The sequence below is a fragment of the Halomonas sp. B23F22_20 genome (assembly GCF_043496985.1).
Classification (GTDB): Bacteria; Pseudomonadota; Gammaproteobacteria; order Pseudomonadales; family Halomonadaceae; genus Halomonas.
Window position 1 is genome coordinate 183268 of the sequence record NZ_JBIEKH010000001.1, and the last position, 17363, is coordinate 200630.

The 17363-nt window shown below is 63.9% G+C and carries 16 protein-coding genes, 7 tRNA genes and 2 riboswitches; of the genes, 17 read left to right on the plus strand and 6 right to left on the minus strand.

What is annotated here, in order from left to right:
- Nucleotides 1-54 precede the first annotated feature (54 nt).
- Nucleotides 55-336, minus strand: coding sequence for a hypothetical protein (locus ACGTN6_RS00800; RefSeq protein WP_394589337.1), 282 nt, complete (start codon nt 334-336; stop codon nt 55-57).
- 107 nt (nt 337-443) lie between these two features.
- On the opposite strand from ACGTN6_RS00800, the gene pdxB reads away from it, so the two are divergent.
- The gene (gene pdxB / locus ACGTN6_RS00805) at nt 444-1601 is read left to right on the plus strand and encodes a 4-phosphoerythronate dehydrogenase PdxB (RefSeq protein WP_394589338.1); all 1158 of its coding nucleotides are present in this window, start codon (nt 444-446) and stop codon (nt 1599-1601) included.
- Between the two features lie 99 nt (nt 1602-1700).
- Here the strand turns inward: pdxB and htpX are convergent, their stop codons facing one another.
- The 4 genes from htpX to msrB form a co-directional block, all read right to left on the minus strand.
- Entirely contained in the window at nt 1701-2603 is a 903-nt protein-coding gene (gene htpX / locus ACGTN6_RS00810) for a protease HtpX (protein ID WP_394589339.1), read from the minus strand.
- A 123-nt stretch (nt 2604-2726) separates the two neighbouring features.
- Nucleotides 2727-3956 carry a pyridoxal phosphate-dependent aminotransferase gene (locus ACGTN6_RS00815; protein ID WP_394589340.1) on the minus strand — a complete coding sequence of 410 codons (1230 nt, stop codon included), beginning with the start codon at nt 3954-3956 and terminating at the stop codon, nt 2727-2729.
- 82 nt (nt 3957-4038) lie between these two features.
- Nucleotides 4039-5007: a ribosome biogenesis GTPase YlqF gene (gene ylqF, locus ACGTN6_RS00820; RefSeq protein WP_394589341.1), complete on the minus strand. Its 969-nt coding sequence runs from the start codon at nt 5005-5007 to the stop codon at nt 4039-4041.
- Between the two features lie 75 nt (nt 5008-5082).
- A complete protein-coding gene (gene msrB, locus ACGTN6_RS00825; protein ID WP_183386645.1) occupies nt 5083-5484 on the minus strand; it encodes a peptide-methionine (R)-S-oxide reductase MsrB in 402 nt (133 codons plus the stop codon).
- 167 nt (nt 5485-5651) lie between these two features.
- Here msrB and ACGTN6_RS00830 point away from each other — a divergent pair.
- The 8 genes from ACGTN6_RS00830 to ACGTN6_RS00865 all read left to right on the plus strand — a co-directional run bounded on the left by ACGTN6_RS00830 (nt 5652) and on the right by ACGTN6_RS00865 (nt 8921).
- A tRNA-Glu gene (locus ACGTN6_RS00830) sits at nt 5652-5727 on the plus strand.
- 24 nt (nt 5728-5751) lie between these two features.
- Nucleotides 5752-5826 (plus strand) — tRNA-Gly (locus ACGTN6_RS00835).
- 23 nt (nt 5827-5849) lie between these two features.
- A tRNA-Glu gene (locus tag ACGTN6_RS00840) sits at nt 5850-5925 on the plus strand.
- 27 nt (nt 5926-5952) lie between these two features.
- A tRNA-Gly gene (locus ACGTN6_RS00845) sits at nt 5953-6027 on the plus strand.
- 114 nt (nt 6028-6141) lie between these two features.
- A tRNA-Glu gene (locus ACGTN6_RS00850) sits at nt 6142-6217 on the plus strand.
- Nucleotides 6218-6242: 25 nt separating this feature from the next.
- A tRNA-Gly gene (locus tag ACGTN6_RS00855) sits at nt 6243-6317 on the plus strand.
- A 381-nt stretch (nt 6318-6698) separates the two neighbouring features.
- Nucleotides 6699-6792, plus strand: a riboswitch (TPP riboswitch).
- Nucleotides 6793-6825: 33 nt separating this feature from the next.
- A complete protein-coding gene (locus tag ACGTN6_RS00860; RefSeq protein WP_394589342.1) occupies nt 6826-7602 on the plus strand; it encodes a 3-oxoacyl-ACP reductase in 777 nt (258 codons plus the stop codon).
- 2 nt (nt 7603-7604) lie between these two features.
- Complete coding sequence (locus tag ACGTN6_RS00865) at nt 7605-8921, plus strand: LLM class flavin-dependent oxidoreductase (RefSeq protein ID WP_394589343.1); 1317 nt, start codon at nt 7605-7607, stop codon at nt 8919-8921.
- A gap of 78 nt (nt 8922-8999) precedes the next feature.
- Here the strand turns inward: ACGTN6_RS00865 and ACGTN6_RS00870 are convergent, their stop codons facing one another.
- Complete coding sequence (locus tag ACGTN6_RS00870; protein ID WP_394589344.1) at nt 9000-10442, minus strand: sodium:solute symporter family protein; 1443 nt, start codon at nt 10440-10442, stop codon at nt 9000-9002.
- Between the two features lie 82 nt (nt 10443-10524).
- A riboswitch (TPP riboswitch) is annotated at nt 10525-10647 on the minus strand.
- Between the two features lie 266 nt (nt 10648-10913).
- On the opposite strand from ACGTN6_RS00870, the gene ACGTN6_RS00875 reads away from it, so the two are divergent.
- The 8 genes from ACGTN6_RS00875 (at nt 10914) to ACGTN6_RS00910 (ending at nt 17279) form a co-directional block, all read left to right on the plus strand.
- Nucleotides 10914-11870 (plus strand): ABC transporter ATP-binding protein, encoded by a 957-nt coding sequence (locus ACGTN6_RS00875; RefSeq protein WP_394589345.1) that lies wholly within the window; start codon nt 10914-10916, stop codon nt 11868-11870.
- On the plus strand, nt 11867-12640 hold the full coding sequence (locus tag ACGTN6_RS00880) for an ABC transporter permease (RefSeq protein WP_394589346.1): 774 nt from the start codon (nt 11867-11869) through the stop codon (nt 12638-12640). The genes ACGTN6_RS00875 and ACGTN6_RS00880 overlap by 4 nt, the downstream gene beginning before the upstream one ends.
- Before the next feature lie 3 nt (nt 12641-12643).
- Nucleotides 12644-13480: an NADPH-dependent 7-cyano-7-deazaguanine reductase QueF gene (gene queF / locus ACGTN6_RS00885; protein WP_394589347.1), complete on the plus strand. Its 837-nt coding sequence runs from the start codon at nt 12644-12646 to the stop codon at nt 13478-13480.
- 61 nt (nt 13481-13541) lie between these two features.
- The gene (locus ACGTN6_RS00890; RefSeq protein WP_394589348.1) at nt 13542-14102 is read left to right on the plus strand and encodes a nitroreductase family protein; all 561 of its coding nucleotides are present in this window, start codon (nt 13542-13544) and stop codon (nt 14100-14102) included.
- 2 nt (nt 14103-14104) lie between these two features.
- Nucleotides 14105-14608, plus strand: coding sequence for a YiiD C-terminal domain-containing protein (locus ACGTN6_RS00895; protein WP_394589349.1), 504 nt, complete (start codon nt 14105-14107; stop codon nt 14606-14608).
- A 128-nt stretch (nt 14609-14736) separates the two neighbouring features.
- Nucleotides 14737-14824 (plus strand) — tRNA-Ser (locus ACGTN6_RS00900).
- A gap of 140 nt (nt 14825-14964) precedes the next feature.
- The gene (locus ACGTN6_RS00905; RefSeq protein ID WP_394589350.1) at nt 14965-16218 is read left to right on the plus strand and encodes a tyrosine-type recombinase/integrase; all 1254 of its coding nucleotides are present in this window, start codon (nt 14965-14967) and stop codon (nt 16216-16218) included.
- A gap of 107 nt (nt 16219-16325) precedes the next feature.
- Nucleotides 16326-17279, plus strand: a complete 954-nt coding sequence (locus ACGTN6_RS00910; protein WP_394589351.1) for a hypothetical protein — start codon at nt 16326-16328, stop codon at nt 17277-17279.
- The last annotated feature ends 84 nt before the right edge of the window (nt 17280-17363 follow it).

Genomic DNA, 17363 nt, shown 5'->3' on the forward strand with positions numbered 1-17363 from the left:
AAGGCGCGAAGCGCCGTACTTCCTTCTTCCAGCGGCGTAGCCGTGTTTTTGGATTCAAGGCGTATCCAGCAGTGACAGCTGAGCCACGGCGTTACGACCTTCGGGGGTGTGGTCGTCGGCTTCCAGCACCTTGCGAAAGCCGCGAGACGTCTGGATGGTCGTCTCGTCCTCGAGCCACATCATGGCCTGGGCGTGATCGTCGGCGAGCTGATGCTTGAGCCCGCCGAACTGGGTGCCGATCTGGCCCCAGGCGCGGCTGAAGATCCAGTCGCCGAACATGTCCTGATGGACATGTACCAGCACATAGTCATGGTCGGTTTCCCAGCGAACGATCACAGTGGCTCCCGGTGTCGGCGGCGGCGCGGGAACGCTCCGCTCGTGTAACATGGAGCGCTATTGTAAGGGCTTGTGTCCCGCGGACAAGTCATGTGAAGGAGGCAGTCATGAAAATCGTCGTCGATGCCAACGTTCCGGCGGCCCGGGAATGCTTCGCGCCGTTGGGTGAGGTGGTCGCGGTGCCTGGTCGCGAGATCGATGCCGCGGTGGTGCGCGAGGCGGATGCCTTGGTGGTGCGCTCGATCACCCGTGTCGACGAGTCCCTGGTGGCAGGCTCACGGCTGCGCTTCGTCGGTACTTGTACCATCGGGACCGATCACGTCGATCGGACTGCCCTGGCCGCGCGAGACATCGGCTTTGCCAGCGCGCCGGGCTGCAATGCCGAGGCGGTGGTCGACTACGTGCTGGCAAGCCTGGCGACCCTGGCTGAGCGCCAGGGATTCGGGTTGGCCGAGCGCCGGGTCGGCATCGTCGGGGTGGGTAACGTCGGCGGCCGACTGCTGGCGCGTCTCGAGGCGCTGGGCGTCGAGTGCCTGGCCTGCGATCCGCCCAGGGCGGAAGCAGAGAGCATCGAGGCGGAGGGCGCGGGCTTTCACGAGCTGGACGCCCTGATCGACGCCTGTGACGTGCTGTGCCTGCACACGCCGCTGGTGCGCGAGGGACCTCACGCGACCCAGCACTTGCTCGATGCCAGGCGTATTGCCGAACTGGCACCGGGCACGATCGTGATCAACGCCGGGCGCGGCGACTGCCTCGATGGCCAGGCCCTGCGCTCGAGGCTCTCCGGGCAGGGTGATATCACGGCAGTGCTCGACGTCTGGAAGCAGGAGCCGGGCATCGACGCCGTGCTATGCGACCTGGCGGAGATCGCCACGCCGCACATCGCCGGCCATAGCCGCGATGGCAAGCTGCGCGGTACCCACGCCATCTATCAGGCTCTGGCCCATCGCTTCGGGTTGCCGGCACGGCTCACTCTGGAAGATCTGTCACCGCCGCCTCCGCTGCCTTCCCTGACCCTCGACGGGGGACTGTCGGTGGACGAGGCCCTGCGGCTTTGCATGCGTGCGGTCTACGACGTGCGACGCGACCACGACGCCCTGCATCGCGAGAGTCGCCGACAGGGCATGGCGGTCGGTTTTGACGACTGTCGTGCGCGCTATCCGCTGCGCCGGGAATTCTCGACGCTGACCGTGACGCTGCGACCGGCCGCGGAAGCGTTGGCCGGGCCGCTTTCGGCCGCCGGTTTTCGGGTGGTGGCGGGGTGAGAGGTGAGTAGCGAGTAGTGAAGGGTGAGTGATGAGCAGGATGTTGCGGGCTGCGAGCGATGAATTCCTCACCGTCGCAGCCCGCACGCAGCCCGCAGCTTATTGCTGCCGGTAAGCCGCTTCCTTGAGGGCGCGAATCCGTTCGTCCAGCGGGGGGTGGCTGGCGAACAGTCGCTCCATCAGCTTGCGGGTCTGGCCGGTGGTGATGGCAAACGCCGTCAGGGTGTCGGGCATCTGGTCGGGCATCTGGGTTTCGGCTTTCAGCCGGGCCAGGGCATTGATCATGGCGCCGCTGCCGGCCAGCTTGGCCCCCGCGGCGTCGGCGCGGTACTCGCGGAAGCGTGAGAACCAGGCGACGATCGCCGAGGCGATCAGGCCGAACACGATCTCGGCGACGATCACCACCGCGAAGTAGCCGAAGAAGCCCAGTCCCTCGTTGTCGTCCCGGCGCAGGAAGCTGTCGACCAGCTGTGCCACCACGCGGGCGAAGAACATCACGAAGGTGTTGAGCACGCCCTGGATCAGCGCCAGGGTGACCATGTCGCCGTTGGCCACGTGGCCGATCTCGTGGGCCAGGACGGCACGGATCTCTTCGGGCCTCATGCGGTTGAGTAGGCCGGCCGAGACCGCTACCAGGGCGTCGTTCTTGTTCCAGCCGGTGGCGAAGGCGTTTGACTGCTGGGCGGGAAAGATGCCTACCTCCGGCATCTTGATGCCGGCATCTCGGGCCAGTTCGCCGACGGTGTCGAGCAGCCACTGTTCGGTGCTGTTGGAGGGTTGCTCGATGATGACCGTGCCGGTGGTTCGCTTGGCCATCCACTTGGAGATGAACAGCGATACCATGGAGCCGGCCATGCCGAAGATGAAGCAGAAGATCAGCAGGGCATTGAAGTTGATGCCTTGCGCGGTCAGGTAGGGTTCGACGCCAAGCAGGCGCAAGGTGATGCTGGCCACCAGGATCACCGCCAGGTTGGTGCCCAGGAACAGCAGGATTCTCATCATTGCCGGAGCTCTCCCGTCAGGGTTGTCACGCGGGCGCCGCATCCGGTGTGGATGCGGCGAGTAGAAGCATTTGCTTAGATACGGCCTTTGGACGAGGGTTTCAAGTCCGACGCTGCCGATTGTTCATTGGCGATAGCGCGACAGGAAGCGTGCGAAGCGATCCAGGGCATCGTCGAGCTGATCGGCCCAGGGCAGGGTGACGATGCGCACGTGGTCCGGCTGCGGCCAGTTGAAAGCCGTGCCTTGAACCAGCAGGATCTTCTCCTGCAGCAGCAGATCGAGCACTAACTGCTGATCGTCCCGGATGTTGTATACATTGGGATCGAGGCGCGGGAAGGCGTACAGCGCCCCCTTGGCCTTGGTGCAGGACACGCCTGGAATGGCGTTCAACTTCTCAAAGGTGATATCGCGCTGGGCGAGCAGCCGCCCACCCGGCAATACCAGGTCATTGATCGACTGATAACCGCCCAGCGCGGTCTGGATGGCGTGCTGGGCCGGGACGTTGGCGCACAGACGCATCGATGCCAGCATGTTGAGGCCCTGGATGTAGTCCTGGGCGTGTTGCTTGGCGATGCCGCCGGAGAGCGTCATCCAGCCACTGCGAAAGCCCGCACAGCGGTAGCTCTTCGACAGCCCGTTCATGGTCACCACCAGTTGGTCGTCGCCTGCCAGCGCGCCGGTGGCCACGTGCTCGGTGTCATCGTAGAGGATCTTGTCGTAGATCTCGTCGGAGAACACCACCAAATCGTGCTCGCGGGCGATCTCCAGCAGCTCGCGAACCACCTCCGGCGGATAGACGGCGCCGGTGGGGTTGTTGGGGTTGATGATGACGATGGCTCGGGTGTGCCCGGTGACCTTCTCGCGGACGTCGTCGAGGTCCGGTGCCCAGTCGGCCTGCTCGTCGCACAGGTAGTGCACGGCGCGCCCGCCCGAGAGATTGGTCGCGGCGGTCCACAGCGGATAGTCCGGCGCCGGAATCAGCACCTCATCGCCGTCGTTGAGCAATGACTGCAGGGCGATCGTGATCAGCTCGGATACGCCATTGCCGATGAAGATGTCCTCGATGCCCACGCCGGGAATGCCCTTGCGCTGACACTCCTGCATGATCGCCTTGCGCGCCGAATACAGCCCCTTGGAATCACAATAGCCCTGGGCAGTGGGCAGGTTGCGCATCACGTCCTGGAGGATTTCCTCCGGCGCCTCGAAGCCGAACGGCGCGGGATTGCCGATATTCAGCTTGAGGATGCGCTGGCCTTCCTCTTCCAGGCGCTTGGCGTGGTCGAGCACCGGGCCGCGAATGTCATAGCAGACATTGTCGAGCTTGTGCGATTTCCTGAGCGGGGCAGTGTCCATGGGTCGTGTCCAGTGAGGTCCAGGGCCGCGGGGCGGCGGGGATAGCGTCTTTGGGCTGAGAGAAACTCTGTGTGGGCGTTGTTCAGCTGGCCGCTTCGTCGTCGACTCTCGCAGAGGCGTTGGCATCCTCTTCGGGAGGCTCCGCCGGGATGTCGGCGGGGGTCTCGAGGGTCAGCCGGCCGAGCTTGCCGTCGCGCAACTCGTGCAGCAACACCTCGGCGCCGCGATGAAGATCGACCTCGCCGCCCGGGCGCAGGCCGCCGCGCTTGCCGGCGATGGTGCTCAGGATGGCATGGCCGTCGTAGCCGGCCAGCGCCAGCAGGTCGAGGCGGTCGTCGCCGTCGGCATCGACCCGGTCGGCATCCGGGTTGGGCTGATAGGCGGGCAGTTCCTTGAGCTTGTAGCGCGAAGAGAGTGCCTCGGGGTAGCGCCTGGCCAGCTCGGCGGCGGCGACCACCGCGACATCGACGTAGTCGATGGCGGTATCGCGAATGGCGCCGCTGGCGGCCAGGCGATAGGCGCTGGCCTGATCCTCGATCTTGGGCCATAGCACTCCGGGGGTGTCGATCAGCGCCACCTGCCCGCCGATGCGCACCTTCTGCTGGCGCTTGGTGACCGCCGGCTCATTGCCGGTCTTGGCGATGGTGCGTCCGGCCAGGCCGTTGATCAGCGTCGACTTGCCGACGTTGGGAATGCCCATGATCATCACCCGTACGTCGCGGTCGGCGCGTACCTGGCCGGCCAGCTCGTGGCACAGCTTGGGGATCCGCTTGAGTTCGCGAGCCTGGGTGGTGGTCACCGCCAGCGCCCGGGTGTCGGCCTGGGCGTCGAAGTGAGACGTCCACTCCTTGGTGCGGGCCGGGTCGGCCAGATCGGCCCGGGAGAGAATCTTGAGCACCGGCTTGTGTCGGGTGAGCTCCGCCAGCATGGGGTTGGCGCTGGAGTAGGGCAGACGGGCATCGAGCACCTCGATGACCACGTCGATCTCCGGCAGTGCCTCGAGGATCTGGCGACGTGCCTTGTTCATGTGTCCCGGGTACCAGCCGAGCATCACATCTCTCCTGCTTGCCAAATGAAACGGCCGACCATCATAGCAGATGGCCGGCCGCCTCAGGACGGGGCTCGACTATTCCCCGGGATGAAAGTCGATGGCGACCGAGTTGATGCAGTAGCGTTGGCCGGTGGTCTCGGCCGGGCCGTCCGGGAAGACATGGCCGAGGTGGGCATCGCAGCGGGCGCAGATTACTTCGGTGCGCTGCATGCCGTGGCTCGAATCGGCATGCTGCTCAACGCAGCCGGAGGCAAGCGGACGGTCGAAGCTCGGCCAGCCGCAGCCGGCGTCGAACTTGTGCTCGTTCTCGAACAGCGGGGCGTGACAACACACGCAGTGATAGATGCCGTGCTCGTCGGTGACTCCGTGGTCTCCGGAGAAGGGGCGTTCGGTGCCTTTCTCCCGAGTGACGTGATATTGCTCGGGAGTGAGCTGTTCACGCCATTCGGCATCGCTCTTCTCTATCTTCTTGCGCATGGACTTTCTCCTTATCGCGTCGCGGGCGCCTGCACCTCATTGTGACATCCGAAGGGCGGTTTTTTTCCACCTCGGCTACCAACGCTGAGGTCGCGCAGCACCCCGTGCTTGACAGTTTCCAGGGGGCTCAGTAATATACGCGCCATCTCGACGAGGCGAGACACAGCGTCCCATTCGTCTAGTGGTCCAGGACACCGCCCTTTCACGGCGGTAACAGGGGTTCGAACCCCCTATGGGACGCCACTCTTCTCGATGAGATATCGGAGTGCGGGAATAGCTCAGTGGTAGAGCATCGCCTTGCCAAGGCGAGGGTCGCGAGTTCGAATCTCGTTTCCCGCTCCATTTGTCCATTTGGGCAATGATGCGTCCCATTCGTCTAGTGGTCTAGGACACCGCCCTTTCACGGCGGTAACAGGGGTTCGAACCCCCTATGGGACGCCACTTCCGATGTTTGACAATGCGAGACCTGCGGGAATAGCTCAGTGGTAGAGCATCGCCTTGCCAAGGCGAGGGTCGCGAGTTCGAATCTCGTTTCCCGCTCCAATCTTCCCTCGGGAAATTGGATTAGGAAGTCAGGCGGTCGAGGGTCGCGAGCTGGAGCGCCAGCCCGGTCGAATCTCGTTTTCCGCTCCATTTGTCCATTAGGGCAATGATTGCGTCCCATTCGTCTAGTGGCCTAGGACACCGCCCTTTCACGGCGGTAACAGGGGTTCGAACCCCCTATGGGACGCCACTTCGCATCGTCTCCTTCCTGTAGAGCGGGAATAGCTCAGTGGTAGAGCATCGCCTTGCCAAGGCGAGGGTCGCGAGTTCGAATCTCGTTTCCCGCTCCATTTTCTACGTAGCAATATCCGGTAGGCCAAGGCTCGGGTCACGACCCGGTGTGCCGGCCCAGTCGAATCTCGTTTCCCGCTCCATTCAATTCCAGTGCCTCAATCGGTCTGGCCAAGGCTCACGCCGCGAGCCGGGGCGCCGGTCCGATCGAATCTCGTTTCCCGCTCCATGTCAAGATTCTTACGATCCCTCCCCACTCGATCCAGGCGCGGATCACGATCCGGCATGCCGATCTGATGGGTCGTTTTTCTCGCTTTAGTCTGCCTTACCCCTTACCCCTTACCCCTTACCCCTTACCCCTTACCCTGTTCTTTCACTTCCGTCCGTCGATGCCGCCAAGCGAGGCCGACTGTTCTTGCGTACGTGAATGCGCTATGGTCGACCAAGACACGGGGTGCGGCAGACGCCGCTGAGATGATACCCGTTGAACCTGATCCAGTTCACACTGGCGAAGGGATGTCGGCCGGCTCCAGCGCGGCGCCCTTTGCCGCGTACCAAGGAGTTCCCATGGCCGATTCTCCCCTTCCGATCGCTGAACAGGTGGTGCTCATTACCGGCGGTGCCCGTGGCCTCGGTGCGCACTTGAGCCGTGCGTTCCTCGCCCAGGGCGCCCGGGTGGTGATCAACTACTTCCAGAGTCGCGAGGCCGCCGAGACATTGGTGAAGGAGACGCCGCAGCGGGCCCTGGCCGTGCAGGCGGACGTGCGGGAAGCCGGTGCGGTCACCGCGCTGTTCGAGCGGGCCCGTCGCCACTTCGGCGCGCCGATCACCACCGTGGTGAACAACGCGCTGCCCGAGTTCACCTTCAATGGCGATGCGCGTCCCCACGCCGACGCGCTGGACTGGGCGCACCTCAACCAGCAGATCGAGGGCATCAACCGCGGGGCGCTGAATACCACCCGCTCGGCGCTTGACGGCATGCGCGAACGCGGTGGCGGCCGTATCCTCAATATCGGCACCAATCTGTTCCAGAACCCCGTGGTGCCCTATCACGACTATACCGCCGGCAAGGCCGCGCTCCTCTCTTTGACCCGCACGCTGTCCCATGACCTGGGGCCCGATAACATCACCGTGAACATGATCTCCGGCGGGCTCCTGCGCACCACCGACGCGTCGAGCGCGACCCCGGAAGCGGTCTTCGAGCTGATCGCGCAGAACACGCCGTTGCGCCGGGTGACCACGCCGGAGGAATTCGCCGACGCGGCCCTGTTCTTCGCCTCGCCCTGGGCGAGGGCGGTCACCGGCCAGAACCTGATCGTCGACGGCGGGCTGGTGAAAGGATGATGATGCCGCGCAGTTCCGACGAGACCCTGCACATCAACCTGTTCGTCATGGGCTGCGGCCACCATCGCGCGGCCTGGCGGCATCCCGACTCCTGCGCCGAGCGGCTCGGCGACATCGCCTATTACGAGTCGCTGGCGCGCACTGCCGAGCGCGGCAAGCTGGATGCGGTGTTCTTCGCCGACGGCATGAGCGCCGGCAGCGTGGAGGACGGCTTTCACTGGCACCTCGAACCGCTGACCGCGCTCTCCGCCATGAGTCGGGCGACCCGGCGAATCGGCCTGATCAGCACGATCTCGAGTACCTTCTACACACCGTTTCACGCGGCCAGGCTGGTGGGGTCGCTGGATCACATCTCCGGCGGGCGCGTGGGCTGGAACGTGGTGACCTCGATGTTCGACGGCGAGGCGCGCAATCATGGCTATCCGGCGATGCCCGACCACGCTGAGCGCTATGCCCGTGCCGAGGAATTCGTCGAGACCGTACTGGCGCTCTGGGACAGCTGGTCCGACGACGCCATCGAACGCGATCGGCAGGGCCGCTACGCCGATCCGCACAAGGTGCGCAAGATTCATCATCACGGCGAGCACTTCCTGGTGGACGGGCCTCTGAACCTGCCGCGACCGCCCCAGGGGCATCCGCTGCTGGTGCAAGCCGGCTCCTCGTCGCAGGGGCGCGACCTGGCGGCGCGCTACGCCGAGGCCATCTATGCGGTCGCCTACGATCTGGAGAGTGCCCAGGACTACTACCGCGACATCACGTCACGGGTGCAGGCGGCCGGCCGCGAGGCGCGGGTGCCGATCCTGCCGGGGCTCGTGACCTACGTCGGCTCCACCATGCAAGAGGCCAGGGCCAAGCAGCGCGCCCTGGACGACTGCCTACCGGTGGCGGCCTCTCTGCGTCAGCTAGGGCTGTTCATTGACCAGGACTGCAGCGACTGGGAACTGGATGCGCCGGTGCCGAGCTTGCCGCCGCTGGACGAATTCCGTGGACCCCAGGGACGTTACGCCACCATCCTGCGCATTATCGCGAGCGAAAGGCCTACCCTGCGCGAGCTGCTGGGGCGGCTCGCCGCCGGTGGCGGCCATTGCACCATGATCGGCACCCCGGAGAGCATCGCCGATGAGATGGAGCGCTGGTTCCGCGGGCGCGGCGCGGATGGCTTCAACCTGATGCCACCGTCACTGCCGTCCGGAATCGAGGATTTCGTGGATCACGTGGTGCCGGAGCTGCAGCGCCGCGGACTGTTCCGCGAGGAGTACGAATCGGCCACGCTGCGCGGCCATCTCGGCCTCGAGCGGCCGGCGAACCTGCACGCCTAGAGATTTCCGGCGCTGGGCCGTTGACTTGCGCATGAAGAGCGCCCCGTCGCGGGGCGTTCGCGTGTCGACCGGCGACCATCATCCTTCGAAGCGTCGGGCGCCGGCGCTCAGCATCGTGAAGTCGAAGCGCGGCTTCGCCGGGAGCAGTGCCAGCAGTATCAGGCCCGTCGCCACCGGGGTGAAGGTGGCGAGCAGGAACGACTCCATCAGCGTGTCCAGCGCATCACCGGGAGCCGGGAAGATCGCCAGGCCGGCGACCAGGCCACAAAGGGTGGCGAGCACCGCGGCGCGCCCGTCGAAGCGGCGGTTGAAGAGCCCGAAGAACACCGGGAAAGCGGCCGCGCAGCACAGCAGGTCGGCCTGCAGGAACAGGTACAGCACGCTGTAGCCCTGGGCGGCCACGAAGGTTACCGGCAGCGCCAACAGGCAGATCAGCCAGCGCGACAGCCGCATCAGCCGGTGGCCGCTGGCCTTGGGCAGGAGGCGCCCGCCGTCGACGGCGATCATGCTCGAGGCGGCGCTGATGGTAGTGTCGGCGCTGCTCATGACCAGTGCCAGGCCAAGGACGATCAAGCCAATGGCGAACCAGTCGGGGATATCGGCCAGCAGCACGCTGAACAGCGCGACCGAACCGTCGCCGGGCAGCCCCAGTCCCACGAATGCCAACCCGAACAGGCCCATCACGAAGATCATCGGCGCGCTCAGCAGGCCACCGAGCAGGAAGCCCAAGCGCACGGCGCGGTCGTTTCGGGCGGCATACACGCGCTGCCAGTTTCCCTGGTAGAAGAGCCCGGTCAGCATCACCGCCAGGAAGAAGGTGAGGCCGGCCTCGAGCCCGCCCGGAGCGGTGATGTCCAGTAGTTGCGGTGCGGTGGCCTTGAGGCCGTCGAGGGTGGGAGCGACGCCGCCGGCGGCCTGCCAGCCGAAGATCAGCAGCGTGCCGAGCAGCGGCATGATCACCAGCATCTGCACCTTGTCGGTGAAGATCGAGGCGCGCAGGCCGCCGTAGAGGGTGTAGAGCAGGGTAGCGGCCATCACCGCCGAACTCGTCACCCAGAGCGGCACCGGTGCCAGCAGCCCGACCATCCTGGCGATGGCGGTGATCCCCGCGGCCAGGGAGATGAACAGGTAGAACAGCATGATGGCCAGGGTGAAGGCGTACATGGGGCGCCCGTAACGGGTCATCACGAATTCGGTGAGCGAGTGTCCGCGAGGGGACAGCTCGCGCAGGCGCCTGCCCAGGGGAATCATCACCAGCCGCGGCGCCAGTGAGCCCAGCGCATAGCCGGAAATCGCGGCCAGGCCACCCCAGGTGGCCGCCTGGGCAGGGCCGAACAGGATCCAGGTCCCCATCGTCGATGCCATCAATGTCAGCACCGTGGCGGTTGCGCCCTGGCTGTTGCGCGCGATGATGAAGTCTTCCAGGTTCTCCCGGTGACGACGGGCATACAGCATACCCGGCACGGCAAACAGGACGGCGAAGGCGGTGAGCCACCAGAGGGCATTAGCGGTTGCGAGCATTGCGTTCTCCCCAGCATGGAAACGCCCGGCACGATGCCAAGCGCCGCTGCGAGAGGGCGCGAATGCGTTGGGTGAGAAGCGTGGCAGAAGGCACTTCCTTCCCTTCGCCGGCATGATCCGGATCAGGTTCGAAGGGTTACCGTCGTCGCATGGCATTGGCGCGGCGACGGAGTCTCAGTCCGTCAGGACTCCCCCAGGAATGCGATCAAGCCTAGAGACCCGGCATCGCGGGGTCAACAGGGTCGGCGAACGCCAACCCGATTAGCATGCGAATCGTCAGGCCAATGGCGTAAGATGGGCGGGCGCGACCTTCGGGGACGGACGTGCGGAGGCGCGGATGGCCCTGGGCATCGCTTGAATTGCGCCGCGGCGCCCCCATCTCATAGCGCCCCACGTGCTGCATGGCGAGCCTGTCCGCCTGTTGCTGCGGGCAGGCGTGGCGCGACATTCATTTTCTGGACGGGATCTTTCATGGCCGAACCGGCTCTGTCCATCCGTGGGTTGACCAAGGTCTACGGCAATGGCTTCCAGGCCCTCAAGGGCATCGACCTCGACGTCGCCAGAGGCGACTTCTATGCCCTGCTGGGGCCCAACGGCGCGGGCAAGTCCACCACCCTGGGGGTGGTTTGCTCGCTGGTGCAGAAGACCGCCGGCAAAGTCTCGATCTTCGGCATCGACATCGACAAGGACTTCGCCCGTGCCAAGTATCATCTGGGTGTGGTCCCCCAGGAATTCAACTTTAACCAGTTCGAGAAGGTCATCGACATCGTGATGGCCCAGGCCGGCTACTACGGCATGTCGCGCCGCGAGGCTCTGCCACGCGCCGAGGAGCTGCTGCGCGACCTGGGGCTGTGGGACAAGCGCAACGGGAGTGCCCGCATGCTCTCCGGCGGCATGAAGCGCCGGCTGATGATCGCTCGTGCCCTGATGCACCGCCCCAGGCTGCTGATTCTCGACGAGCCCACCGCCGGTGTCGACATCGAGCTGCGCCGCAGCATGTGGGAATACATGCGCCGCATCAACGAGCAAGAGGGCACCACCATCATCCTTACCACCCACTACCTGGAGGAGGCCGAGAGCCTGTGCCGGCATGTGGGCATCATCAATCACGGCGAGATCATCCGTGACACCAGCGTGCGCGAGCTGCTTGCCGAGCTGGACACCGAGACCTTCCTGCTCGACCTGGCGCATCCGCTCGAGACGCTGCCGGCGATCGAGGGCTTCGATGTCCGGCAAGTGGATGACGCCCAGTTGTCGGTCATGGTGCATCGCGGCCAGCGCCTCAACGCCGTCTTTGATGCGCTGGGCGAGCAGGGCATCGAGGTGATGTCGATGCGTAACCGAGCCAACCGACTCGAGGAGATGTTCGTCTCCATGGTGGAAGACGGGAAGAAAACAGGGAAAGCGGACCAGGAGGTCAGTGCATGAACGCCACCCAGATCGCCATCGCCCTCTGGACGCTCGTGGTCAAGGAGATCAAGCGCTTCACGCGAATCTGGCCGCAGACCCTGCTGCCGCCGTCGATCACCATGACCATGTACTTCATCATCTTCGGCAACCTGATCGGTTCGCGCATCGGGGCCATGGATGGCTTCAGCTACATGGACTTCATCGTTCCCGGGCTGATCATGATGGCGGTGATCACCAACAGCTACTCCAACGTGGCGTCCTCCTTCTTCTCCAACAAGTTCCAGCGCAGCGTGGAGGAGATGATGGTTTCGCCGATGCCCAACTGGGTCATCCTGTCCGGCTTCGTGCTGGGTGGGATGGCGCGTGGCCTGGGCGTCGGCGTGATCGTGACCCTGGTGTCGCTGTTCTTCACTCGGCTCGAGGTGGCGCATCCGCTGTTGACCATCGTGGTGGTGGTACTGACCGCGGCGCTGTTCGCCATCGGCGGCTTCATCAACGCACTGCTGGGCAAGAAGTTCGACGACATCTCCATCGTGCCGACCTTCGTGCTGACGCCGTTGACCTACCTGGGCGGGGTGTTCTATTCGATCTCGCTGCTGCCGGCCTTCTGGCAGGGCGCCTCGATGCTCAACCCGATCCTCTACATGGTGAACGTCTTTCGTTACGGCTTTCTGGGCGTCTCCGACATTCCCGTAGGCTGGGCGCTCACCGCCATCCTGGCGTTCATCGTGGTACTCTTCGGCGTCGCCCTGTGGATGCTCGACAATGGCAAGGGCATCAGGAGTTAACCGATGGCACACGATCGACCCGAGACCCTGGCCGAGGCTCCCCTTGGCCGGGAATCTGCCTACCCCGAGCAGTATGATGCCGGGCTGCTCTACCCTATTCCCCGCGCCGCCAACCGCGCGCCGCTGGGTATCGAGGAGGGAGCCTTGCCGTTCGTCGGTGAGGACGAGTGGCACGCCTTCGAGGTCTCATGGCTCAATGCGCGTGGCAAGCCGATCGTCGCCGTGGCGCGTTTCCGGCTGCCGGCGGACTCGCCGCGGCTGATCGAGTCCAAGTCCTGGAAGCTTTACCTTAACGGCTTCAACCAGACCCGCTTTGCCTCTCGGGACGAGGTCCAGGCGATCATGGAGTGCGACCTCTCCGCCGCGGCCGGCGCTGCCGTGAGCGTTGAGCTTTTCGGTGTCGACGATGCTGAGCTGGCACCGCGCCGCCTGCCCGGAGAGTGCATCGACGATCGCGACATCGCGGTCGATGACTACACGCCCAGCGCCGAGCACCTGGTCGTCGGCAACGAGATCGTCGAGGAGACGCTGTACTCCCACCTGCTCAAGTCCAACTGCCCGGTCACCGGCCAGCCCGACTGGGGCAGCGTGATGATCCGCTACCGAGGGCCGCGCCTCGATCGCGACGGCCTGCTGCGTTACCTGATTGGCTATCGCCAGCATCAGGATTTTCACGAGCACTGCGTCGAGCACATCTTCATGGACGTGATGGAGAGGGCCCGGCCCGAGCGGCTGCTGGTATTGGCGCGCTATGTGCGACGCGGCGGGCTCGACATCAGTCCTTGGCGCGGCACCCCCGGGGAGCGACCGCCGACGCCTCTTCGTTTGTCGAGACAGTGATGTCGCGGCTTGATAGAGTGTCGAGAACTCTTCTCGTTTGAATCCTGGCAAGGAGATCTTGATGGATGCGATGACGCTGCTTCACGAACGCAGTTCCATGGGCAAGCTGATGGGGCCGCCGCCTGACGCTGAACAGCTCGAGGCGATGTACCGGGCGGCGTTGCGGGCTCCGGACCACAAGGAGCTAAGGCCTTGGCGCTTCATCGAGTTCTCCGGCGAGGGGCTCGACCGGCTCGGTGAACTGTTTGCCGAAGCCGAGTTTCGAGAGGATCCGCACGCCAAGGACGCCGTGCTCGAAGCCGCGCGCAAGAAGCCCAAGCGCGCACCGATGATCATCGCCGTGATTGCCAAGGTCGTTCCCGATGAGCCCAAGGTGCCACGCGTGGAGCAGGTTATCTCCGCCGGCTGTGCCGCTCACGGTTTGCTGCTGGCCGCCCATGCTCAGGGGCTCGGCGCCATGTGGCGGACCGGCAAGTACGCCTTCGATCCCACGGTGCGCAAGGGGCTCGGCCTGGCCGAGGACGACGAGCTGGTCGCCTTTCTCTATGTTGGCCAACTTGGGGGGCGCCATCGACCGGTGCCCGAGCATGACATCGATGCCTTCGTCGAGCGTTGGGACTGATCGTGCGCGAACCAGGCATTCCCTATCCCCGACTGCCGCTGCCATCGCTGGGCGACGAGGACGATCCGGCGGCCTTCCTGGCTTGGCTCGGCGAGGCGATACCCATGGTCGGGCATCTCGGTATCGAGGCGATGCAGCGTGACGGCGATGTCCTCGAGTGGCGGCTTGGGCTCTCGCCGAGCCTCAACGACAAGGGCACCGGCTTCGGCGGTTCCCTGGCCGCTCAGACCACCCTGCTCGGCTGGTGCTGGACGACGCTCTGGCTGCGTCGGCACGGCTTCCAACGCGACGTGGTAGTGGCCAAGGCCGAGCAGCGTTTCCTGGCGCCGGTCACCGGCGACTACCGGCTGGTCTGCACGCCCGAAGCCGATAAAGGTGCGGCAAGGCTCGCTGAACGCCTGTCGCAGGGTGGCAAGGGGCGTATCGCCTTGGTCCAACGCCTGTGGTGCGACGAGACCCTGTGTCTCGAGGCGCGCGGCGACTACGCGGTGTTGCCGGCCGGGTAGGGTGGCGACCCATGGAAGGGAATGAACGGAAAGCCGAAAAACGGCTTGCAATCGCGCACTTAAGCCGATAATATGTGCGCCGTTCTCGAGGAGAAGGCAGCGCGACTCAGGCTTGGGAACCACAATGCGGAGGGGTGTCCGAGTGGTCGAAGGAGCACGCCTGGAAAGTGTGTAAGTCGAAAGGCTTCGAGGGTTCGAATCCCTCCCCCTCCGCCAGAACAGCAGATTAAGCCGCCCATCGAGGCGGCTTTTTCGTGTCTGGGTCCCGCCGTTACGCCATTTCCTTGTATTAGCCCGTATCACCTACTACCATCCAATCACAAACTTTTTTGTTGGGTAGGATGTGAGAGGCGGATATGCCCAAGGTTGCGAAGGCACTCACCCCCCTGGAGATCAAGCGGCTGGTCGATCCTGGCTTCTACGCCGTGGGCGGTGCGCCGGGCCTGCACCTGCAGGTGAGCAAGAACGGTGGCCGCTCCTGGATCCTCAGGACGACAGTGGGCAGCAAGCGCCGGGACATCGGGCTCGGCAGTGCCAGCGAGGTGCCCGTGGCCCGGGCGCGGGAGGATGCGTCCGAGCTCAAGCGTCGGATCCGAGAGGAGGGCATCGACCCCGTGCTCGAGCGCCAGGCCAAGCGAAGCGAGCTCATCGCTGCTCAGGCCAAGGCCATCACCTTTGAGCAATGCGCCGCCGCGGTGATCAAGAAGAAGCAGGCTGAGGCCAGCAATCCAAAGCATGGCAAGCAGTGGGCTTCCACCCTGGAGGCCTACGCCTATCCGATCCTCGGCAAGATGGCGGTCGGCGACATCGAGCTACCCCACATCGTCCAGGTTCTCGAGCCGTATTGGGAGGAGAAGACCGAGACCATGACCAGGGTTCGCCAGCGGATCGAGACAGTGCTGGCCTATGCCTCGGCGCATGGCTACCGGGACGCTCCCAACGTGGCCGTCTGGAAGAACAACCTGGATGCCATCCTGCCGGCGCCTACCCGCATCGCCAAGGTGAAGCACCATCGGGCCCTGCCGATCGACGAGGTGCACGACTTCATGGCCGCCCTGCGCAAGCGTAAAGGCGAGGCTGCCCGCTGCCTCGAACTGGTGACGCTGACCGCTGTGAGGTCCAATGAGGCCCGTTCCGCATGCTGGGAAGAGATCGACCTGGAGAACCGCGTCTGGACCATCCCTGCCGAGCGCATGAAGGCTGGCAAGGAGCATCGCGTGCCCCTCTCAGACGCGGCTGTCGAGCTGCTGCGCGGCATGCCCAACAAAGGCGGCGGCCTCATCTTCAGTGCGCCGCGGGGCGGCAGGCTCTCCGATGCTGGCATGTCCGCGGTACTCAAGCGGATGGGCATGAGCGACAAGACCACCGTTCATGGCCTCCGGTCGACGTTCCGTGACTGGACGGCCGAGCGCACCAGCACCCCGCACCACATCGCCGAGATGGCCCTGGCGCACACCATCAAGAACGACGCCGAAGCGGCCTACCGGCGCGGCGACTTGCTGGCCAAGCGGGCTAAGCTGATGGAACAGTGGGCCGACTTCATCGACACCTCGCCCGCCAAGGCTGGGAATGTCACCCCGATTCGCGAGAACAAGGCGTCTGCCGAATAGCCGGCGCTGCCCCTTTTGGCTGGCCTAGGGTCGCTCCCGAACGTGCGGCACACTCCACCGCACTGGCCGGCCTCCTCAATAGATGGAGTAAGCGCAGGAGTAGCGCGATGAGCAAGATGATTCGCCACGTTAGCGAACTGCCAGAGTGGTTCGACATTCGTCCATACGAGATGTGGGAAGACAAAAAACCCCATGAGGCCGCCATGGCCGTTAGCGACCGCTTTTTCTTTTGGTGGGTCGCAGCCTCAATGATGTACAAGGAAGAAGGGGCTAAGTATATGGCTTCAGAAGAGGAGATAGAGGCGGCGCTTAATAGCCTTGCCGAGTCGGCAAAAAAACCTTTTCATCGCCTTTATATGAAGCCCATCATGGAGATATTTAGGGTCCAGCGACATCTTTATAACGAGAAGGACGTGGCTGAGGAGCTGGATGAAGCTGATAGAGAAGAAGAACAGATATCTGATCAGGTGGAGCAGGCCGCTAAGGGCATCCTTGGGGATGATTTTTGCCCAAGAATAAGGGCAGGTGTAAATCGAGTTACCTTATGGGATGCGATGGACTTCATGAAAAGGAATCAGGAGCTTATCCGCAGGGTCGAGGAGTCCGCACAGTCACTGGCTGACCGCTATGGCTGGGATTTTGAAGAAGTCCGTGATGCTATGTTTGAGCATATCCCAATGCATGGAGATGACGGCAGCAGTTTCATCATTATCGAAGGCCACCCAACGATCGATGCCCAAGTCCAAGAGATAAGGCGCTACCTGATAAAAAATTACGGCGATGAAGGATCAATGCCAAAGGCCCGCCCGTCTGAAGTCAGAAAGCTTTTTGACTATCGGGCAGCGGCATATGCTGATCTGAAGATATGGGCTTGTCTAACCGAATCCAGCATCACCGCCAAGTGCATGGCTCAAGCACTTTTCCCTGATGGTCGCTTCAGCGAGCTCGACATGCGCCCCTCTAGAACGGTAGGCGGATTTTTCAAGCGCCTTGAAGGAGACCGGTTTTATCTAGATGACATCACTTCAAAAGCTGCTGAAATGGATAGCATGCAAAAGTGATGCTTGGGAATTGAATGCTTTTCCGGGGGACATGAAACGAATTCCAATTCCTCCGCCTTAGAAAGCATGCATATAAACTTTCCC